Annotated in this window: 16 protein-coding genes, 1 pseudogene and 1 riboswitch; of the genes and pseudogenes, 6 read left to right on the plus strand and 11 right to left on the minus strand. The window is 60.4% G+C overall.

Annotated elements, in window-relative coordinates; genetic code table 11:
* The first annotated feature begins 111 nt into the window (after window positions 1–111).
* Complete coding sequence (locus ACEN83_RS25495; protein WP_177323525.1) at window positions 112–1,032, plus strand: GlxA family transcriptional regulator; 921 nt, start codon at window positions 112–114, stop codon at window positions 1,030–1,032.
* 167 nt (window positions 1,033–1,199) lie between these two features.
* Here ACEN83_RS25495 and zapE read toward each other — a convergent pair whose 3' ends face one another.
* The 3 genes from zapE to ACEN83_RS25510 form a co-directional block, all read right to left on the minus strand.
* Window positions 1,200–2,294, minus strand: coding sequence for a cell division protein ZapE (gene zapE / locus ACEN83_RS25500; protein ID WP_007998226.1), 1,095 nt, complete (start codon window positions 2,292–2,294; stop codon window positions 1,200–1,202).
* A 90-nt stretch (window positions 2,295–2,384) separates the two neighbouring features.
* Window positions 2,385–3,740, minus strand: a complete 1,356-nt coding sequence (locus ACEN83_RS25505) for a tryptophan--tRNA ligase (protein WP_495578752.1) — start codon at window positions 3,738–3,740, stop codon at window positions 2,385–2,387.
* 24 nt (window positions 3,741–3,764) lie between these two features.
* The gene (locus ACEN83_RS25510) at window positions 3,765–4,394 is read right to left on the minus strand and encodes an alpha/beta hydrolase (protein WP_495578753.1); all 630 of its coding nucleotides are present in this window, start codon (window positions 4,392–4,394) and stop codon (window positions 3,765–3,767) included.
* Between the two features lie 144 nt (window positions 4,395–4,538).
* Between ACEN83_RS25510 and ACEN83_RS25515 the strand changes: the two genes are divergently transcribed.
* Complete coding sequence (locus tag ACEN83_RS25515; RefSeq protein WP_102701919.1) at window positions 4,539–4,973, plus strand: Z-ring associated ZapG family protein; 435 nt, start codon at window positions 4,539–4,541, stop codon at window positions 4,971–4,973.
* Window positions 4,974–5,209: 236 nt separating this feature from the next.
* Here ACEN83_RS25515 and ACEN83_RS25520 read toward each other — a convergent pair whose 3' ends face one another.
* From ACEN83_RS25520 to ACEN83_RS25550, 7 genes are all read right to left on the minus strand, one after another.
* Entirely contained in the window at window positions 5,210–5,950 is a 741-nt protein-coding gene (locus ACEN83_RS25520; protein WP_116581193.1) for a YiaD family glycine zipper/OmpA-like lipoprotein, read from the minus strand.
* A gap of 102 nt (window positions 5,951–6,052) precedes the next feature.
* Entirely contained in the window at window positions 6,053–6,694 is a 642-nt protein-coding gene (locus ACEN83_RS25525; protein ID WP_116581194.1) for an MBL fold metallo-hydrolase, read from the minus strand.
* 87 nt (window positions 6,695–6,781) lie between these two features.
* Complete coding sequence (locus ACEN83_RS25530) at window positions 6,782–9,520, minus strand: winged helix-turn-helix domain-containing protein (RefSeq protein WP_495578754.1); 2,739 nt, start codon at window positions 9,518–9,520, stop codon at window positions 6,782–6,784.
* A gap of 174 nt (window positions 9,521–9,694) precedes the next feature.
* The gene (locus ACEN83_RS25535) at window positions 9,695–11,059 is read right to left on the minus strand and encodes a DUF1329 domain-containing protein (protein ID WP_116581196.1); all 1,365 of its coding nucleotides are present in this window, start codon (window positions 11,057–11,059) and stop codon (window positions 9,695–9,697) included.
* Window positions 11,060–11,087: 28 nt separating this feature from the next.
* The gene (locus ACEN83_RS25540) at window positions 11,088–12,989 is read right to left on the minus strand and encodes a DUF1302 domain-containing protein (protein WP_495578755.1); all 1,902 of its coding nucleotides are present in this window, start codon (window positions 12,987–12,989) and stop codon (window positions 11,088–11,090) included.
* Between the two features lie 339 nt (window positions 12,990–13,328).
* Window positions 13,329–15,011 carry a fatty acid--CoA ligase gene (locus tag ACEN83_RS25545; protein ID WP_495578756.1) on the minus strand — a complete coding sequence of 561 codons (1,683 nt, stop codon included), beginning with the start codon at window positions 15,009–15,011 and terminating at the stop codon, window positions 13,329–13,331.
* A gap of 256 nt (window positions 15,012–15,267) precedes the next feature.
* On the minus strand, window positions 15,268–15,897 hold the full coding sequence (locus ACEN83_RS25550) for a LysE family translocator (RefSeq protein ID WP_007972540.1): 630 nt from the start codon (window positions 15,895–15,897) through the stop codon (window positions 15,268–15,270).
* A gap of 227 nt (window positions 15,898–16,124) precedes the next feature.
* On the opposite strand from ACEN83_RS25550, the gene ACEN83_RS25555 reads away from it, so the two are divergent.
* From ACEN83_RS25555 to ACEN83_RS25565, 3 genes are all read left to right on the plus strand, one after another.
* Entirely contained in the window at window positions 16,125–17,090 is a 966-nt protein-coding gene (locus tag ACEN83_RS25555) for a 2-hydroxyacid dehydrogenase (protein WP_495578757.1), read from the plus strand.
* 33 nt (window positions 17,091–17,123) lie between these two features.
* Complete coding sequence (locus tag ACEN83_RS25560; protein ID WP_495578758.1) at window positions 17,124–18,122, plus strand: methyltransferase; 999 nt, start codon at window positions 17,124–17,126, stop codon at window positions 18,120–18,122.
* A 50-nt stretch (window positions 18,123–18,172) separates the two neighbouring features.
* Window positions 18,173–18,297, plus strand: a riboswitch (yybP-ykoY riboswitch).
* A gap of 89 nt (window positions 18,298–18,386) precedes the next feature.
* The gene (locus ACEN83_RS25565) at window positions 18,387–18,971 is read left to right on the plus strand and encodes a TMEM165/GDT1 family protein (protein WP_007972537.1); all 585 of its coding nucleotides are present in this window, start codon (window positions 18,387–18,389) and stop codon (window positions 18,969–18,971) included.
* Between the two features lie 151 nt (window positions 18,972–19,122).
* On the opposite strand, the gene ACEN83_RS25570 is transcribed toward ACEN83_RS25565, so the two are convergent.
* Window positions 19,123–19,941 (minus strand): M48 family metallopeptidase, encoded by an 819-nt coding sequence (locus ACEN83_RS25570; protein ID WP_116581201.1) that lies wholly within the window; start codon window positions 19,939–19,941, stop codon window positions 19,123–19,125.
* 1,361 nt (window positions 19,942–21,302) lie between these two features.
* Between ACEN83_RS25570 and ACEN83_RS25575 the strand changes: the two are divergent.
* Window positions 21,303–21,500 (plus strand): annotated as a pseudogene (locus ACEN83_RS25575) (HAMP domain-containing protein); the annotation flags it as partial.
* Between the last annotated feature and the right edge of the window lie 48 nt (window positions 21,501–21,548).

A 21,548-nucleotide genomic window follows, 5' to 3' on the forward strand; every position in this document is an offset into this window, starting at 1 on the left:
GGTGACCACTTCCCCCTATAAAAATAAAGTTGAATTATGTCTAACCAAGCCTCCACGCCCCTGCGGCGCGTCAGCATCCTGGCCATCGACCGGGTTTTCGCTTCCACCCTCATGCAAGCCAAGGATTTCTTCCACCTCGCCAGCCTGCGCTACGGCAAACAGCTGGGCCAGGGCCTGACACCGGCGTTCGAAACCCGCCTGGTCAGCCCCGATGGCAAACCGGTCAGCACCTTCAGCGATGTGATGATTCCGGTGGACGGCGGGCTGGAAAACGCCGACATCATCATTCTCCCCGCGTTCTGGGACGATTTTGAAAGCCTCTGCAAACGCTACCCGCAAGTCCTGCCCTGGTTGCGCCAACAGCATGCGCGCGGCGCCGTGCTGTGCGGCGAGGCCACCGGTGTATTCTGGCTGGCCGAAGCCGGGCTGCTCAACGGCAAGGAAGCGACCACCTACTGGCGCTTCTTCAATGCCTTCGCTGAACGCTTCCCACAGGTCCAGCTCAATCAGGACAAACACCTGACCGACGCCGATAACCTGTACTGCGCCGGCGGCACCACCTCGGCGTGCGACCTGTACATTTACCTGATCGAGCGCTTCTGTGGCGCCAATGTGTCCCAGGCCGTAGCGCGGGACATTCTGTATGAGGTGCAGCGCAGCTACTCGCCGGGACGCATCGGTTTTGGAGGCCAGAAGCTGCACCAGGACGTGATCATCCTGCAGATCCAGCACTGGCTCGAAGAGCACTTCGCCGACAAGTTCCGCTTCGAAGACGTCGCCCGCGAACACGGCATGAGCATCCGCAACTTCATGCGCCGCTTCCAGACCGCCACCGGCGACAAGCCACTGCATTACCTGCAACGCCTGCGCATCGAAACCGCCAAGGGCTTGTTGTCCGGCAGCCGCAAGAGCATCAAGACCATCAGTTATGAGGTGGGCTATGACGATGCGAGCTTCTTTGCGCGGCTGTTCCGCCAGCACACGGAGCTGTCGCCGAACCAGTATCGGCAGCAGTTCCAGCAAGCTGCCTGAGCCTCAAGGCATTCGCAAAACACTGTAGGAGCTGCCGCAGGCTGCGATCTTTTGATCTTGAAAAATCAAAATCAAAAGATCGCAGCCTGCGGCAGCTCCTACAGGGTGGATCTTCAGCGCATAAAAAAGGGCCTGCAAATGCAGGCCCTTTTATTTTACGAATCCTCTTACGGCTTGTGTGCCCGGGACAGGAATTCGTGGGATTGCATTTCCAGCAGACGACTCAGGGTACGCTGGAACTCGAAGTTCAAGCGCCCGCCGGTGTACAGATCCTTGAGTTCGACTTCGGCAGAAATGATCAGCTTCACGTTACGGTCGTAGAACTCGTCGACCATGTTGATGAAGCGCCGGGCGATGTCGTCGGTGGTGACGCTCATCTGCTCGACATCGCTGAGCAACACGGCGTGGAAGATCTTGCCCAGTTCGATGTAGTCGTTCTGGCTGCGCGGGCCGTCGCACAGTTCACGGAAGTTGAACCAGGCCACGTCATCACAGGTGCGCAGAGCACGAATCTCACGATTTTCGATCATCAGCACGTCATTTTCGACCGCTGCCGTGCATTCCGGTGTCAGCGCACGGAAGCTCTTGCGCAGGCTTTCGTTGGCGGCTTCGTCGAGCGGATAGTGGAACAGCTCGGCTTGTTCGAGGTGACGCAGACGATAGTCGACGCCGCTGTCGACGTTGACGATCTCGGTATTCTGCTTGATCAGCGCAATGGCCGGCAGGAAGCGCGCGCGTTGCAGGCCGTCCTTGTACAGGCCGTCCGGCACGATGTTCGACGTCGCGACCAGGGTCACGCCGTTCTTGAACAGTTCTTCCATCAGGGTGCCGAGGATCATGGCGTCGGTGATGTCGGAAACGAAGAATTCATCGAAGCAGATGACCCGGGCTTCGGTGGCGAAGCGCTTGGCGATGATGGTCAGCGGGTTTTTCTCGCCGCCCAGGGTTTTCATCTCTTCGTGCACGCGCTTCATGAAGCGGTGGAAGTGCGTACGGGACTTTTCCTTGAAAGGCAGCGCTTCGAAGAAGGTGTCCACCAGGTAAGTCTTGCCGCGACCTACGCCGCCCCAGAAATACAGGCCCTTGACCGGGGTCTGATCCTTCTTGCCAAACAACTTGCCCAGCAGGCCCGGCTTGTTTTGCTCGGCCGCGACCAGATCGTCATACAGGCGCTGCAAATGACGCACGGCAGTTTCCTGCGCGGCGTCATGGAAGAATTCCGGGCGTTTCAGATCAGCTTGATATCGTTCTAGGGGCGTCATAATTCGTTAGCAAGGCAACAAAAACGGGCCGACACTGTAGCGACGGCCCGGAGGAATGGCAATCGGCCCTTGGTCGGGCCGGACCGTTGTTTAGTCCTGAACAGGCGTCAGGGCGATGCGCAATGCTTCGATAGCAGCGTCACGCGCAGCACTGTCGGCAAAGGCCGGGCTGTCGGCAACGCACTCGCCTTCAAGCCAGACGCTGAAGTTCAGCTCTTCACTGCGCACGTCCAGTGGCTGACCTGATTGCAGTTGCTTGGTCACCTGACCGGCGGTCTTGCCGTCGGCGAAGTTGCGCGACAGCAGCAGTTGCTCGCCATCGGCGGCCAGCAGACGGAAACGGAAGCTGCCGTCATCTTCGCGGAAGCTGACAAAACGTGCGGCTTTCGCAGCCTTCTTCTTGGTGGTCGCCGCGACTTGGGTCTGGGCAACGAAGGAACGCAGGCCCACCGCTTCACGCAGTTCATTGAGGAAGGGGGTCGCGACCGCACGGGCCTTTTTCGCACCATGTTGCAGGATGTCTTCCAGATCCGCCGGACGCTCGATCAGTTGGTTGTAGCGCTCGCGGGATTCGCCCAATTCACTGTCCAGCAGTTGGAACAGACGATTCTTCGCCTCGCCCCAACCCAGGCCCTGCAACAGTTCGCTGCGGAACTCGTCGGCCTGCGTCGGGGTAGCGAATGCCTGGAACAGGGTGAACAGGTGCGAGTTATCAGGATCCTTGGCTTCACCCGGCGCGCGGGAGTCGGTGACGATCCGCGAAATCGCGTCCTTCATTTCCTTGGCGCTTGAGAACAGCGGAATGGTGTTGTCGTAGCTCTTCGACATCTTGCGGCCATCCAGGCCCGGCAACGTGGCGACGCTCTCTTCGATCAACGCCTCGGGCATGGTGAAGAACTCTTTGCCCTGGCCAAACAGGTGGTTGAAGCGCTGGCCGATGTCCCGCGCCATTTCCACGTGCTGGATCTGGTCGCGACCGACCGGCACCTTGTGCGCGTTGAACATCAGGATGTCCGCCGCCATCAGCACCGGGTAGCTGTACAGGCCCATGGTGATGCCGGCGTCCGGGTCTTCGCCGGTCTCGACGTTCTTGTCCACGGAAGCCTTGTAGGCGTGGGCGCGATTGAGCAGGCCCTTGGCGGCGACGCAGGTCAGCAGCCAGGTCAGCTCGGGGATTTCCGGGATGTCGGACTGGCGATAGAAGGTCACGCGGTCGACATCCAGGCCACCGGCCAGCCAGGTCGCGGCGATTTCCAGACGCGAGCGCTGGATGCGCAGCGGGTCATCGCACTTGATCAGGGCATGGTAGTCGGCCAGGAAGTAGAACGAATCGGCATTGCTGTCACGGCTGGCGACGATCGCCGGGCGGATGGCGCCAGCGTAGTTGCCCAGGTGCGGCGTGCCGGTGGTGGTGATGCCGGTGAGGATACGGGTACGGGTCGTCATGGGTAATCGCTTGTCAGACTGCAATCAATTCGAGAGACGCGGCAGGATCAGATCCTTGAGATCGGTCAGCTTGCCATGAAAAAAGTGTCCGCATTCTGCCACTTTCAGCAGCTCATGGGGACGTTCGAGCTTGTCGGACCATTGGTAAACGAGTTGTGGATCGATCACTTCGTCGGTTTCTGGCTGGATCAAGGTCAGCTCGCCGTGCTGCGGCAGCTGATCCTGGTCCCCCAGGCGCATGACCGCCGGCGCGACCATGAACAGGTGCTTGAGCTGCTCGCCCTCGGCCTCAAGGCGTCCGCCGAGACTTGCTGCAACAAAACCGCCGAAGGAGAAACCGAACAGGGTCAGCGGCAACTCCGGGTGTTTGCTGCGAAACCATTCGGCGACAGCCTGGGCATCATCAACTTCACCAGTGCCCATGTCGTGGGAACCCTCGCTGGCACCGACGCCACGATAGTTGAAGCGCAGGGTCACCAGTCCGGCGTCGCGCGCGGTGCGCTGCAGGGTCGAAACCACTTTGTTGAGCATGGTGCCGCCCTGTACCGGGTTCGGATGGCAGATCAGCGCCAGGCCGCGAGGCTGCTCGTTGTCCAGGTAAAGGGCTTCCAGTTGACCTACCGGGCCATCAATCACTACAGGGGTTTCGCGCATAAGCAAGGAAGGAACTCCGTGACCTCGAATCGGGTCGACTCGTCTAGCAAATTGTCTGTGGCTGTCTATTGCGAGTGAATCGCGGTATACAGCGCAGGTTCGAGCCGTTAACGTAAAGCAAAGCCGTTTATAGAGGAAGGACTCGTGGAACACTCGCTCTTAGTTTGGTTGCTACCGACTCTTGCCCTGGTTGTGGGTGTCGCCATTGGGTTCCTGATCGCTCGCCTTGCGCCGAATGCCGCGCCTAGCAGCACGCAACGTCAGCTGGACGATATTCAGGAACGTTTCGACAGTTATCAGAACGAAGTGGTGACCCACTTCAACAGCACTGCAACATTGGTCAAGAAACTGACTGCGAGCTATCAGGAAGTGCAGGACCATCTCGCCGAAGGCGCCAACCGTCTGGCCCTGGATGAACAGACTCGCCAACGCCTGCTGGCCTCCCTGCACGCCGATGCGGCGCAGGCCCCCCGTGAACGCCTGACGCCACCGCGCGATCAGGAGCCGCCTCGCGACTACGCGCCAAAAGCCCCGAACGCGCCCGGCATGCTCGATGAGCATTACGGCCTGAAGAAATAATCAGGCTGCAGGTGTGAAAAAGCCCCCGGACGATTGATTGTCCGGGGGCTTTTTCGTTTCCGGGTTCGTCATTGATGTGAATGGTCTCCTGTAGGAGCTGCCGCAGGCTGCGATCTTTTGATTTTCAGAAGCAAGATCAAAAGATCGCAGCCTGCGGCAGCTCCTACAGCACAAAAAAACCGCCCGATCTAATGAGGATCGGGCGGTTTTTTTACACCTGGGGTTCAATCAGACGATCAAGGGTACTGCTGAACCTGACCTTGCTGCTGACCACCATACTGCTGGCCCGGAATCGCCTTGAGGTTGACCTCTACACGGCGGTTCTGCGCCCGGCCGTTGGCATCGCCGTTGCTGGCAACCGGGCTATCCGGACCCGCGCCACGGGCACTCAGGTTGGTACCGCTAACCCCTTGCGAGGTCAGGTAGGTGGCCACGCTTTGTGCACGACGCTGGGACAGGTCCATGTTGTGTTGGCGGCTGCCGGTACTGTCGGTATAGCCGACGATTTCGATCTGGTTCTGGTTGAACTCTTTCAGCGAGCCCGCCAGGTTGTTCAGCGGCTGATAGAAACTTGGGGCAATGTTTGCCGAATCGGTAGCGAACGTGATGTTGCCCGGCATGATCAGCTTGATCTGGTCGCCCTGGCGCTGCACTTCAACACCGGTATTGGCCATGCTGGCACGCAGCTTTTTCTCTTGCTGGTCGGCGTAGTAGCCGTAACCGGCGGCCGAAGCACCGACCACTGCCGCACCGATCAGCGCGCCCTTGCCACGGTTATCGTGGTTGATCGCAGCACCCGCCAGCGCACCGGCCAGAGCGCCGAGACCACCATACTTCGCGGTCTTGCTCATGCCTTCGGAGCCGCTGTCCGCCTGCCCCTGAGCCTGGCCTTGACCGCCGTAAGGATTGGGCGAGGCACAACCGGACAAAACGGCCACAGCCGTAGCGACAATAATCAAACGACGCGTGGTGAACATGTATAGCTCCTACTTTTTTGCATTCTGTGGTGCAACGGACCAAGGCATAGCCATTGCGGGTGTTGGATCACTTCCGGGAACAAAAATTCCACTCGTTACAAATCAGGCCCGTACAAAGGGGTTTTCGCGCATTTCATCGCCCAGACGGGTGTCCGGACCATGCCCGGCGACCACCGTCGCCTCTTCGTCGAGGGTGTACAAACGCTGCTTGATCGAACGCACGATGGTGGCCTGGTCGCCACCCCACAAATCCGTGCGCCCTACCCCACGCTTGAACAACGTGTCACCGGCAATCAGCAGCCTGGCATCGGCAAACCAGAAACTCATCGATCCCGGTGTGTGCCCAGGCGTGTGAAGCGCCACGCCACAGCCGCAGGCCAGCTCTTCATCATCGGCCAGCCAGCGGTCCGGGGACGGCACCGGGGTGTAGGGCACACCGAACATCTGGCACTGCATTTCAAGGTTGTCCCACAGAAACTGGTCTTCCTTGTGCAGGTGCAAGGTTGCGCCGGTTTTCTCCTTGAGTTGACCAGACGCCAGGAAATGATCGAGGTGCGCGTGGGTGTGAATGATGCTGACCACTTTCAGCCCCAGGGCATCGAGACGCGCCAGGATCAGCTCATGATTGCCACCTGGATCGACGACGATGGCCTTTTTCGTCACCGGATCGCCGATGATCGTGCAGTTGCACTGCAAAGGGCCGACGGGGAAGGTTTCGCGGATGAGGGTGGGATGCTGGGACATCGGGGGCCTGCTCGATAAACGGGGACGAGCGATTTTCGCACAATTGAGTATCCAGCCAATCGCCGCGATGTGTAACGTGAAAAATCCTTAACCCAGCACCCCAAGCTCCTTCGCCCGCGCCACGGCCTGCGTACGCCGCTCGACCCCGAGCTTGCTGTTGATGTGGCTGGCGTGGGTCTTGACCGTGTGTAAGGAAATAAACAGCTGATCGCTGATTTCCTGATTCGAACAGCCCTGGGCAATCAATCGCAGAACCGCCAGTTCCCGCGTGCTGAGTTGCTCCGCAGCCGCGCCGGATTCCGCTCCGGGGCGGGCTGTCAGCGCCGGCAGCTTTTCACTGAGACTCAGGGAAACAGGGGTTGGCGAACACTGTTGAAGCTGCCCACGCAGCCAGTCCGGGTGCTCGGCCAGCAAGCCCTCGAAGGGTTGCAACACGCCTCCGCCAGCAGCGTCCAAGGCCTGGACCAGTGCCTTGCGTGCTTCCGGCTCCCGTCCGGTGCCCAGCAACAACGCCACTTTCTGGGTCAGCGCCATGGCACTGAGCATCTGCCGACCACTTTGCTGGCCATGTTCGAGCAGCGCATTCAATCGCCCTTCGGCCAGCATCGGCTGGCCCTGGATGACGTCCAGCAAGGCTTGTTGCAACTCGATATGCAGCGGCAGTTGCGGATGGAACTCCGGCGGTGCCGCCGCATTTTCGCCGTTATAGGTCTGCCCCAGGCGCGCCAGCCAGGCTTCGGCCAGATCGGTGCGCCCCTGGGCCAGCCAGAGTTCACATTTGACCAGGGTGATCATGGCCAGGTAGTAGATCGGTGGCACGTCCCAGATGTGCATGAGCCGTTCGGCTTCGGCCAGTTCGGCAAAGGCCTTGGCGAACTCGCCGCTGCTGCCTTCCAGCCTGGCAATCACGCAGTGGCCGATCAGCACGCTGATGTCACGGCAGGCGCGCGCCTCGCTCAGACCGGCCTGCAAGCGCACCCGCGCCAATTGCGGCTGCATGCGCAGGGCCAGCAAAAACCCTTCGTACAGGGTCAGCCGGGCGCGAACCGCATACAGCCGTTGCGCAGACAAGCTCTGCAGGCGTTGCAGGCCCTGACGGACTTCTTCCAGTGCCCGACAGATTTCCCCGCGCGCTTGCAGCACCCGTGCACGGTCGTAGTGCGCGAGCGCTTCGAACAGCGGGTTGCCGACACGCTGCGCCAGTTCCAGCGATTCGCGGTTCAGTCCCCGTGCCCGCCACAAATCACCGTCGGCAATGGCCAGGTTGGACAGGGTCGAGAGGCACATCAGGCGCTGGCCGTAACGCTTGGCCGGAAGACTTTCCAATGCCTCGCGGCAGTACTGCAGCGTCAGTTCGCGGTTGCCGCGCCCACGGGCAATGATGCCACTCAACGCCAGCCATTGAGCCAGCATGGACTTCTGGGCGGTGGCCGACGGCGCGGGCAGGAAGCGGCTCAAATGGCTGGCCAGCTCTTCGGCAGCATCCAGCTGGCACGCCATGCCCAGTGCCCAGCTATACAGCACAATCAGTCGCGGCGTGCTGATCAACAAGCTGTCAGGCAAGTCCATTTTCCAGCGCAGCAACATGCCGACATTCTGCTCGGCCAGCAGTTGCTCTTCGGAGAGGTTCTGAACCAGGTTCGCCGCGACGTCCAAGTGACCGGCACGCAAGGCTTGCTCCACCGCCTCATCGAGCAGTCCCTGGGCATTGAACCAGCGGCAGGCACGCAGGTGCAGGCTCGCGGCCGGCACCATCGACTGGGACGTCGGCCGCGTGCGCAACAGATCGGAAAACAGATGGTGATAACGATACCAATGACCATGTTCGTCCAGCGGTACCAGGAACACTTGATGGGCCAGCAGGAAGCGCAGGATCTCTCCACTGTCATGGGCGTCGCGAACGGCATCGCACAGCTCGCTGCAGAAACGCTCCTGGGGCGCCGTGTCATAGAGGAACGACTGGACCTCGGCGGGCAGGCAATCGATGACTTCTTCGAGCAGATAATCGCGGATCAACCCCTCCCCGCCATGCAACGATTGCGGCAGCGTGCCATCGGTGCCCGCCTCCGAAGCCGCCAGCAGCCAGAAGCGCAACCCCGCAACCCAGCCTTCGCTGCGCTGGATCAGGTTTTCCAGTGCCGCGCCGCGCAAGGAGCTGCTGTGCCGGTCGAGCAGGCTCAAGGCCTCGTCGTGAGTCAGGCGCAGATCCTGTTCATGTAATTCCAGCAATTGCCGCGACAGCCGTAGCCGCGCCAGGTGCCAGTCGGGACGTTGGCGACTGGTAACCATCACCAGCAAACCATCGGGAAGATGATTGAGGAAAAACTGCAGGCAACGGTCCAGCACCGGACCCTGAGCCAGGTGGTAATCATCCAGCACCAGCAGCAAGGGCTTAGCCGTGGACAGGTGTACGGCCAGTTCGTCGAGCAAGCCGTCGAGCCATTCTTCGAATGCGAACGGTTGATGGCGCTGACGCATCTTCAACAGCCCGAGGGATTGCCTGCCCAAGTGCGGGAAATAGTCCTGAAGGCCTTCCAGCAGCCGCTCGAGAAAGCGCCCCGGGTCACTGTCTCGCGGGCTCAACCCCAGCCAGAGACTTTGCCAGTGCGCCGGCAACCCCTGACAAAACTCCACCGCCAGCGAACTCTTGCCAAACCCTGCCGGGGCACTGACCAGCAGTAACCTGCCTGCGAGCCCGGCACTCAGACGCTCGCACAAACGTGGGCGCAGCACATGGCCGTCGGGCAACGGCGGACGGAAAAACCGCCCGTCGAGTGTCGCGACAGCAACCGGTGCAGAACCTTGGGGTGTGGACAAATCAGTCATAGCCGGCTCTTGTTTGAATTGCGGGTGGCGGCGTTGCAGATGTCCGCAGACTAGCCGTAAACGGATAGGGAATGAAGGTAATTGCTACAAATGGCTACAAAAAGTCTACAAGCAAAAAAAACGCCCCGAACCAGTCGGGGCGTTTCAGAGGGCGCGGTCTCTACTCAGTTCACCTTAGCGAACACCATCCTGACGCAAGGCGGCCGGGGTGAAGTCGCTGGTGGTGGCCTGGAAACCGAAGTCATAAGCCGACTTCTCTTCGTTCTTCATGCCCAGCGCCAGGTAACGACCCGACTGCAGGTCATACAGGGCTTCGAGGGCATACCACGGCACTTGCTTGTCGTAGTAGTTCTCGGCATGTGCCTCACCTACTCGCCACAGTTGGCCGCGACCGTCGTAATGGTCGATGACGGCTGCCTGCCAGGTATCTTCGTCGATGTAGAAGTCACGCTTGGCGTAGATGTGACGCTGGCCTTCCTTCAAGGTGGCAACCACATGCCACACTCGGCGCAGCTCGTAACGCGCCAGATCCTGATTGATGTGACCGGCCTTGATGATGTCGGTGTACTTGAGGCTCGGGTCGTCGAGTTTGTAGCTGTCGGAGGCGATGTACATCTCTTTCTTGCCTTCGAGCTTCCAGTCGTAACGATCCGGCGCACCGTTGTACATGTCCAGGTTGTCGGAAGTACGCAGGCCGTCAGCCGCGGTACCCGGGCCGTCATAGGACACTTGCGGTGCACGGCGCACGCGACGCTGGCCGGCGTTGTAGACCCACGCCGAGCGCGGTTCCTTGACCTGGTCGAGGGTTTCGTGAACCAGCAGCACACCACCGGCCAGACGCGCCGGCGCGGTCACTTTCTGCTTGAAGTAGAACAGGATGTTGCCCGGGTTTTTCGGATCGTAATCCTTCATCTTGTCGCGGAACACGAACTGGTCCTGGAAGTACACCAGACTGAACGAGCCGTTCGGCTGTGGCGTAGCCTGGGTTACCAGGCGGGTCACGCTACCACCGCGATAACGGGTGATGTGGTTCCAGATGACTTCAACGCCGCTTTTCGGAATCGGGAACGGAATGGCGGTTTCAAAGTTTTCCAGGCCGTTGCCGCCGGACACCAGGTTGGTGTTGGTGGCGTTGCGCTTGATGGCGGCGAATACATCATCCGGCACGGTAGCACCGCGATGGGATGGATAGACCGGCATCTTGAAGGTTTCCGGGTAGCGCTTGAACATCGCGTACTGGCCCGGTGCGAGCTTGTCCTTGTACTGGTCGACGTTCTGCGCCGTGATGGTGAACAGCGGTTTTTCGCTGGCGAACGGATTGGACAGGAAACCTTTGCTGTCGACCGTACCGGCGTTCTTCGCCATCGGTTTCCAGGCCGGGATCGAACCGTCGGCGTTACCCGCCATTTCGGCGCCCATCGGGGTCAGGCTCTTGCCCAGTTTATCGGCCTCAGCCTGGGGAACCGCTGCGATGACGCTGGTCGCCAGCAGCGAAAGACCCAGAACACCGGCGTGGAACAGACTCTTTGTTATTTTCATATATGCGTTCGTCCTGAAAATACTGTGCTTAGAAGTTCACGCCGACACTGAGCGCAACGAAGTCGCGATCATCCACGGTGGTGTACTTGCCGTCGAAGAAGTTGGTGTAGGCCAGGCTTGCGGTGTAGGTGTTCTGGTACTCGGCGTCGACACCCAGGCTCACCGCCTTGCGGCCTTCCTCGAAGTTGCCGCCAGGGCCAGGGGAGTAACCGCTCACGTCATGGGACCAGGCAACGTTCGGCTTGAGGTTCACACCGGCAAACACGTCGTTGTATTCCCAGATGGCACGACCGCGGTAGCCCCACGAAGTCGCAGTGGTGAAGCCTTCGTCGGTGCAGTTGCGGCTGCGGTTGTTGGTCGGCGTACCCGGACCGGCACCGTTGATGGTGCTGGTGTTGAGCGCCACGCAGGTATCGAGCGCGCCAGAGGCAGGCAACTCACCCGGGCCGTAGACCGGATCGCGGCCATAACGAACATCGGAAGTGCTTTCCAGGCCGCCGACGTGGGTCACGCCCACTTCACCCACCAGGGTCAGACGGCTGGCGCCCATGACCTGATCGAAGAAGTGCGTCAGGGTGGTCTGGAACTGGGTGATTTCCTTGCGACGATACCCGTGCAGGTCCTGACCCGGCACGCCGGTCAGCAGCGATGCGTTGGTCAACGGGTTGTTCGGGTTGTTGTTGCCCAAAGGACGTACACCGGCGAACAGGATGTCGGTGGAGTTGAGCTGCACCGGAGCGTTCGGACGGTAGCTGATCTCACCGCTCCACGCGGTACCGGTAGGCAGGGTGGTGGAGAAGCTCAAGCCATACAGGCGAATGTCCTCCGGGTATTCGATGAAGTACTGCGAATTACCCGCCACCAGCAATGGCGCCAGCGCGGCGAACGGCCCCGGGAGTCCCGCCGCTGTGTTGTAGACCGACTGCGGCGCACCGGTGGCACTGAAGATTGGCGCACGGCTGTGGTAGTTCATGAAGTAGGCGCCGAACTCGGTGTCCAGCGGATCGAACATGTACTTGAAGGACGCGCCCCACTGGCCGCTGTCTCGGGCATCTCGATCGCCGCCTCGACGTACCAGAACACCCTCATTGTTGACGTCGACGCCGTTGGCGGCCAAAGGCCCCAGGGCAATGGCCGGAATCTGCGAGCGCTTGGCCAGCACGCGCAGGTTATCGTTACAGCCGTCGGCAACGATGTCCGGCTGGGAGAAGAACGTGCCGCAGTTATCGACGACGGTCTGGTCCCATTCGATTTGATAGAACGCTTCGGCCGAGAGGTTTTCGGTCAGGCTCTGGGACACATAGAACATGTTGACCGGGATCAGGCCTTCCTTGATCTCGGCACCCGGACGACGGAACGCGGACACGTCGATCGGGTTGATCGAGTTGATGCCACCACCGATGAAGGTACTTTCACCCCAGCTCACCACCTGCTTGCCCAGGCGCACGGAGCCTGGTTGCTCGGCAATGGAGTAGTTGTGGTAGACGAAGGCGTCGAGGATCTGGCCGCCGGCGGACTTGGCGCCTTCCTTGCGGCCATCGTCGCTGATGTCCTTGAACGGACGGCTTTCGTCCTTCAGTTCAAAGTCGTACCAGTATTTGCCACGGACGAAAACACCGGTATCGCCGTACTTGAGTTCAAGGTCATGGATGCCCTTGAAGATCTTCGAGAAGGTTTCCCCGCTCTTGAAGTTCAGGTGACCGTCATCAGAAGTCTGGGACAGACCCTTGCCGCCGTTGTTGACACCGATGAGGTTCTTGTTCGGCTGCTCGGTAGACCAACTGGCACCAATCGACAGGGATGAGTCGAACTGACCTTCGATTTCACCGACGTTGAAACTGACGCCGAATGCTGGCCCGGCGAGCGTAGAGGCAAGACTGACAGCCAGGGGCAGCTTCGCCCGGCGCCAGAACTGGTTTACTGATGTCATCGACGCTACTCCATGTGCATTTTATTTTTATGGCATTGAGCACTTCTAAAAACGCTGTGGATAACCGGGAGCCATGGCATCCCAAAGTCATTCCAAAGTTGCATCGCCTCAGTTTGTGCGTGTGCTCCGTTTCTAAAAATCCTTGAGCGGACTATAGCCAGCAGGTAGTAGTGCTTGATCCCTCTAAAGTGTGATTTGCAGTTGCCAGCCACTCTGGAACAGTCCTTTCGCCAGGCCGACACCCGTCGGCACGGCAAGGATGGCTGAAAATTTCGATTTGACAAGCCAAGCGCTTGCTTGGTGGGGCTGGCGTGCCCTTTCGGGCACGCCGGGAGGTGCTTAAAGCGTCGAGAGGAAGGTGCTGTTGGTGGCCTGCCATTCGCTGATGTCGACACGAATGCGCTTCTTGTCGAGTTTGCCGACGCTGGTCTTGGGAATTTCAGTAACAAGGGCGATCTGACTCGGAATCGCCCACTTGCTCAGGTGCCCCAACTCCACAAAAGGCTTGAGGTGCTCCTTGAGTTCCCGCGCCCCGATGACATGACCTTCACGCAGTACGAGCAGGGCAAACGGCCGCTCTCCCCACTGCGGATCAGGGATCCCCACCACTGCTACTTCACGTACCGCCACATGACGACTGATCAGGTCTTCCAGGTCCAGGGAGGAGATCCACTCGCCACCGGTCTTGATCACGTCCTTGATGCGGTCACGAATGTCGATCACCCCCATGCTGTCCAGGGTCGCCACGTCGCCGGTGTGCAGCCAGCCTCCGGCCCAGAGTTCGGCGCCCTTCTGCGGCTCGTTGAAATAACCCTCGGTCAGCCAGGGTGCACGCAGCACCAGTTCGCCCTGGGTCTCGCCGTCGGCGGGCAGGAAGTTGCCCTCGGTATCGACGATCGCCGCCTCCACCAGCGGCCCAGGCACGCCGGCCTTGATCCGGTAGGTGGTGCGCTCATCTTCGGTGCCGGCCATCAACTCATCGTTCAAGTGCGCGCACGAGACCAGCGGCCCGGTTTCCGACATACCGTAGGCGGCGGTCAACTGAATGCCCTTGGCCTTGGCCGCTTCGTAAAGCGTGCGGTTCAGGGCGCTGCCGCCGATGACGATTTTCCAGCCGCCGAAGTCGACGTTCTGCGCGGCCTTGGCATTGAGGACCATCTGCAAAATGGTCGGTACGCAATGGGAGAACGTGACCTTCTCCTTGCGCCACAACTCCACCAGGTACTCCGGGTCATAACGACCGGGGTACACCTGCTTGAGTCCGAGCATGGTCGCCACATACGGCAGGCCCCAGGCGTGGACGTGGAACATCGGGGTGATCGGCATGTACACGTCGCTGGTACCCAGCAGGCGCACGCTGTCGATCGCGCCCATGATGGTCGACACGCCCATGGTGTGCAGCACCAGTTGCCGATGGGTGAAGTACACGCCCTTGGGATTGCCGGTGGTACCGGTGGTATAGAACGTGGTCGCGACCGAGTTTTCGTCGAAATCCTGGAAATCGTACTGCGGGCTCGCCGCGGCCAGCAGTTGTTCGTATTCGCCGACAAGGTTCGGCAGGTCCGCGTTTTTTTCCGGCAGGTCAGTCAGCAACAGGGTTTTATCGACCGTGGTCAGATGCCCTTCGATGGCCTTGTAGAGGCCGACGAACTCGCTGTTGACCAACACAAAGCGGTCCTCGGCGTGGTTCATGGTGTAGAGGATCTGTTCCGGCGACAGGCGCACGTTGATGGTGTGGATCACCGCGCCGATCATCGGGATGGCGAACATGCATTCCAGGTAACGATGGCTGTCCCAGTCCATCACACCCACGGCATCCCCGGGCTTGACCCCGGCCGCTGTCAGCACGTTGGCCAGGCGGGCCACCCGTTCGATCAGGGTCGGGTAGCTGTAGCGCAACTTGTCGCGGTAGATGATCTCGCGGGTTTTCTCATAACGGGCACCGGACATCAGCAGCCGCTTGATCAGCAGCGGGTATTGGTAAGCGCCTTCGGCCGGGGGGATAACGCGAGTCTGCAACATAAGAATCCCTTTTTCTGACTGCACGGACGTGACTGAAAGTACACACTGTAGTGCCCCTGATCGTCAGCCAAATCAGCCAAAGGAATGATTTGCAGAGCCCCGCAAATACTGGCACTACGCCATCTACGGTCATTTATTACGCACTGTAGGAGCTGCCGCACGCTGCGATCTTTTGATCTTGTCTTCGGCAACTCCAGAATTGTCAAAGATCAAAAGATCGCAGCCTGCGGCAGCTCCTACAGGGAATCACCTTTGATTAATGCATCTCGGTAAAAGCGAGCTTCACGCCAATCGCAATCAGCACCGCACCCATGGTCCGGTCGAACCAGTGCCCCATGCGCGCGAAACCGGCGCGTACGCGCTGCTGGCTGAACAACATCGCCACCAGGCAAAACCAGGTCGCTGTGGCGGCTGCCAGGTAAACCCCGTAACCGGCCTGCACGGCCAGCGGCGTGTGCGGGTTGATTACCACGGTGAACAACGAGAGGAAGAACAGCGTGGCTTTCGGGTTGAGACCGTTGGTGACGAAACCCGAGGTGAAGGCGCCACGGGCCGTGCGCTCCCCCGCTTCCTTGTGCAGATCGTCCGCCACAGGCTTGGCCGGTTGCGCGCGCAGCGCCTTGTAACCGATGTACAGCAGGTAAGCGGCGGCGGCCCATTTCAAGGCATTGAACAGCACGATCGACTGGGACACGATCAGGCCGATACCCAACAATGAATAACCCACATGCAGGAAAATCGCCGTCCCCACACCCAGCGCGGTCCAGGTGCCCGCGCGGCGACCGTGGGTAACGCTTTCACGTACCACCACGGCAAAGTCCGGGCCGGGGCTGGCCACGGCCAGCAAGTGAATCAGGGCAACGGTCAAGAACTCTGTCCAGTACATGTGGGGCTCCTTTAGGGGTAGTCCAATCAATAAAAAGTCCGAGACATCCATCACACCTGTGGCGAGGGGGCTCGCTCCCGTTCGACTGCGCAGCAGTCGCAAAACCGGGGCCGCTTCGCGCCCCAACGGGGCGGTGCGGCGATCCGACAAGCCCCCTCGCCACAGTTATTTCATCTGGTAGGCTCGGCAGATTACGCCTTCAGTTCAATGCACAAAAGGTACAGTTGATGACGAACACTCGCCGCGCCGTTTTCCTCGACCACCCGTCCCTGGACCTCGGCGACCTTGACCTCAGCCCGCTGCGCAGTTGTTTCAGCGAATTGCAGCTGTTCCCCCAGACCTTGCCCGATCAAGTCATCGAACACCTCAAGGGCGCCACCGTCGCCATCAGCAACAAGATCCTGATCGACGCCGCCGCCATGGCCGCCAGCCCTGACCTCAAGCTGATCCTGATCACCGCCACCGGCACCAACAACGTCGACCTCGCTGCCGCCCGCGCCCACGGGATCACCGTGTGCAACTGCCAGGGTTACGGCACGCCGTCGGTGGCGCAGCACACGATCATGCTGCTGCTCAACCTGGCCACGCGCCTGGCCGACTATCAGAAGGCCGTCGGTGCAGGCCGCTGGCAACAGGCCAAACAGTTCTGCTTGCTCGACTACCCGATTGTCGAACTCGAAGGCAAAACCCTTGGCCTGCTGGGTCACGGCGAACTGGGCGGCGCGGTCGCACGGCTGGCTGAAGCCTTCGGCATGCGCGTGCTGCTGGGGCAGATTCCCGGACGCCCTGCCCGTCCGGACCGCCTGCCACTCGATGAACTGCTGCCGCAAGTCGATGCCCTGACCCTGCACTGCCCGCTCAACGAACACACCCGTCACTTCATCGGTGCCCGCGAACTGGCCTCGATGAAACCCGAAGCGTTCCTGGTCAACACCGCCCGCGGCGGACTGATCGACGAACAGGCGCTGGCCGATGCCTTGCGCAACGGTCATCTGGGAGGCGCAGCCACTGACGTGCTGAGCGTCGAGCCTCCCGTCAACGGCAATCCTCTGCTGGCCCAAGATATCCCGCGCCTGATCGTCACCCCGCACAACGCCTGGGGCAGCCGCGAAGCGCGCCAGCGAATCGTTGGCCAAGTGACCGAAAATGCATTGGGATACTTCAGCGGTAAGGCGCTGCGGGTCGTCAGTTGATAAACTGCGGCACTTTTTTTCACGGGAGCAGTTATGGATCCGCGCAGTGAAGTACTGCTTCGCCAGGCCGAGTTATTCCAGGGTTCGGTGCTGTTGGCCGGTTTGCCCGCCGACGACCTGCTGGGCCGCCTGCCCGATGCCCATGGCTGGTGCTGGCATGCCGGCGATCAGGCCGCGCTGGACGCCCGCTTCCCCGAGCGCAGCCACTTTGGCGTGAACGCACCGGAGCGCGGGTTCGATAGCGCCGTGGTGTTTCTGCCCAAGGCCAAGGACCTGACCGACTACATCCTCAACGCCCTTGCCTCGCGGCTGGCCGGCCGCGAACTGTATCTGGTCGGCGAGAAAAAAAGCGGCATCGAAGGCGCCGCCAAACAACTCAACCCGTTCGGCAAGCCACGCAAACTCGACAGCGCGCGCCACTGCCAGCTCTGGCAGGTGACCGTGGCCAACGCACCTGAAGCCAAGCCGCTGGAAAGCCTGGCGCAGACCTACGAACTGCCCCTTGCCGAAGGCCCGCTGAAGGTCATCAGCCTGCCGGGGGTATTCAGCCATGGTCGCCTCGATCGTGGCAGCGCGCTGCTGCTGGAGCATCTGGACAAACTGCCCAGCGGACACTTGCTTGATTTCGGTTGCGGCGCCGGGGTTCTGGGCGCTGCGGTGAAACGTCGTTACCCGCACAACCAGGTCACGATGCTGGATGTGGACGCCTTTGCCGCTGCCAGCAGTCGCCTGACCCTGGCTGCCAATGGTCTGGAAGCCGAGGTGATTACCGGTGACGGAATCGACGCAGCGCCGATGGGTTTGAGTGCGATCCTGAGCAATCCTCCGTTCCATGTCGGCGTGCACACCGACTATTTCGCAACGGAGAACTTGCTGCGAAAAGCAGCCAAACATCTGAAAAACGGCGGAGAACTTCGCTTGGTAGCGAACAGCTTCCTGAAGTATCAACCGTTGATTGAAGAGCACCTTGGCGTGTGCGCGATCAAGGCCGAAGGACAGGGCTTTCGAATTTACCGGGCAAAACGCGGCTGAAACCTTTTTGAAAAAGAGGGCTTGCCGAATGGGTTTTGCGAAGGCAGAATCCGCTCCGTCCTAGGGGAGTAGTCTCCCACGAGCGCCACGCTCGTCCGGCATGCGTCAACATACTTGGTCCTCAGACCATGGCGCATGCGACCCAAGCATCCACACCAGATGGATCGCAGGGTTTGACAAGACCTATGACACGCACACCTTACCCGGGGCGGGAAGGCTGTACGTGTCATAGCCGTGTCGACCCGCCCCTTAGGAAAACCCCTGATGCTGGATTCACTACTCGTTCCCACCGCAATCGTTGCCTTGGCCGAAATCGGCGACAAGACGCAACTGCTCGCGCTCATTCTCGCCGCTCGCTTCCGCAAGCCCTGGCCGATCATCGCCGGTATCGTTGCCGCGACCCTGGCCAACCACGCGGCCGCCGGTGCAGTCGGTGCCTGGGTCGGCAGCTTCTTCTCGGATACGATGCTGCACTGGATCCTCGCCGCGAGCTTCGCCGCGACCGCCCTGTGGACCCTGGTGCCGGACAAGATGGATGATGACGAGGCCAGCACCGCCCGCAAGTTCGGTCCGTTCCTGACCACACTGATCGCGTTCTTCCTGGCGGAAATCGGCGACAAGACCCAGATCGCAACCGTGATGCTGGCTGCGCAATATCCGGAGTTGTGGCTGGTGATCATCGGCACCACCGCCGGCATGCTGATTGCCAACGTACCGGTGGTTCTGGCGGGTAACTTTGCCGCAGACAAGCTGCCATTGACTCTGATCCGTCGACTGGCGGCGTCGGCGTTCTTCATCCTGGCGATTGTCGCGGTGTACAAGGCGATGCAGAGCAGCGGGTGGGTTTGACCCGATAGGTCGTTAGACCGCGTTATCGTTCTTCGCGAGCAAGCCCGCTCCCACAATTGATCTTCGGTGAACACAAATTTTGTGTACGACCGATATCCAGTGTGGGAGCGGGCTTGCTCGCGAAGAGGCCAACAGCCTTACCGCATGACTATCAGGACTTCTTGGCCTGCTCGTACAACGGCATAACCTTCGGAATCGCCGCCTGCAACGCCGCAGTCCGACTGCTCGAAGACGGGTGCGTGCTGAGGAACTCCGGTGGAGCACCTTCACTGGCCTTGCTCATCTTGTTCCACAGGGTGATCGCTGCGTTCGGGTTGTACCCGGCGCGGGCAGCCAGCTCCAGGCCGATCAGGTCCGCCTCGTTTTCATTGGCACGGCTGTTGGGCAAGGTCATGCCGTAGTTGGCTACCGCATCCGCCAGGGCCAGGCTGTCCTGGCCCAACCCGAGCAATGCACCGGCGCCCTGCTTGGCCATTTCAATACCATATGCCTTGGACATCGCCTCACGACCGTGCTCACGCAGGGCGTGGGCGATTTCATGGCCCATGACCGCGGCGAGTTCATCGTCAGTGAGTTGAAGACTGTCGATCAGCCCGGTGTAGACAAAGATCTTGCCGCCAGGACCACAGTTGGCATTGAGCTCGTCGCTCTTGATCAGGTTCACTTCCCATTTCCATTGGGCCGCATCCGGACGAAAGTTCGGCGCCTGGGCAATCAGCCGGTCAGCAATGACCCGAACACGCTTGGCATCGCTGCTGGTCTTGTCCAGCACGCCTTTGCTGCTCGCCTCATTCACAGTCTGTGTATAGGACTGGGCGTACATCTGGTCGACCTCTTGCGAGGACAACATGCTGAACATGTACTGCTTGCGCTCAACGCCGACAGCGCCACCACTGGTGGTATTGACCGACTGGCAGCCAGCGAGCAGCAGACTGGCGCTCAGCGCACATAGAGCCAATGTCTTGTTCATCGAAAAACTCCCTGAAAACATGCCGGGTATCCTAGGCGTGGAATGGTATCGACGCCAGAGACAATAGACATAAGACGCGCAATTCAGGCAAAGCTCTCATCGATGCAGGAAAAAATTCACATTCCGGGGCGAGCCGCAGCCCGTCACGCCGCGCATTGATTCATTTGCGACATCCGCCACGCAAAAACAGCCATTTCAACGACCCGCGCTCATGCCCGCCCGACACCTTGCCGATACACCTGGGCAGACGTCCTTTCGCGTGCGGAGCCTCCATGAAATTCAAGTCGATCCAGTTTTCCGTGGCGGCCCTTGCCGGCGCCATTGTCCTTAGTGTCGTGGCAGCGCTGGTGGTGTACGCGCTGTTTTCCGGTGCCCGGACGCAGGACATGGTCCAGGAACGGACCCAGGCCCAGTTCGAGCAAGTCATCGAACAACGCCTGACGTCCCTGGCGCAGACCCAGGTCAGCCAGATCCAGCGTGAACTCGAAGCACCGCTGCTGATCGCCGGCGGACTGGTGCGGGTCAATGCCCTGATCGGCACACCCGGTGCCGATGGCCAGCCCGCCCTGAGCCTCAGCCGTGAGCAACTGATCGGCCTGATCAAGGAAAACGTGGTCAAGAACCCGAAGATCCTCGGCACCTACATCGGTTGGGAAAAAGACGCACTGGACCACAACGATGCGGCCTACGTCGGCACCCAGGTGGTCGGTATCGACGCCAGCAACGGGCGCTTCCTGCCCTGGTGGTTCCGCAACGACGACGGCACTCTGGGCCTGGACAAACTGGTGGACGTTGACGACCAGAAAACCCTGTCCACCGGCGTGCGCGCCAGCGAGTACTACCTGTGCTCGAAAGAAACCAGAAAATCCTGCGTGATCGATCCGGCCCCTTACAAGGTGGGCGACAAAATCGTCATGCTCGCCTCCTTTATTGAACCGATCATGCTCAATGGTGCTTTCCAGGGCATCGTTGGCGCCGACCTGTCGGTGAACTTCATTCAGGAAATGCTCCTGGGCGCCAACCAGAAACTCTACAGCGGCGCCGGGGAAATGGCCCTGATCGGCGGCAATGGCCGCATCGTTGCCTACACCAAGGATCCGAGCAAGTTCGGCGAAAAAGTCAGCGATATCCTCGACAGCAAACAGATTGCCAACATGGCCAATCTCAAGCGCGGCGAAGTCACCTACACCGTCGACAAAGCCCAGGGCCGGATCGAGTTGTACCTGCCGTTCGGCATCGGCCAGACCGACGCCCGCTGGACCCTGATGCTGCAATTGCCGCTGAACGCGGTCATGGCCGACCTGCTAAAACTCCAGGCAGACCTGGATGCGCAGCGTAAATCCGACACCTTCGGCATGGCGATGGTCGGCCTGGTGATTGCCGGTATCGGTTTGCTGGTGATCTGGCTGGTGGGCCACGGCATCGCCCGTCCGCTCAAGCAGATGGTGGCCATGCTCGACGATATCGCCCAAGGCGAAGGCGACCTGACCCGGCGCCTGACCAGCGATCGCGCCGATGAGCTGGGTTCGATCGCCAAAGGCTTCAACACCTTCCTGGCCAAGTTGCAGGCGATGATCACCCAGGTGGTGACATCGGTGCAGAGCGTC

The organism is Pseudomonas sp. Pseusp49, assembly GCF_059491875.1.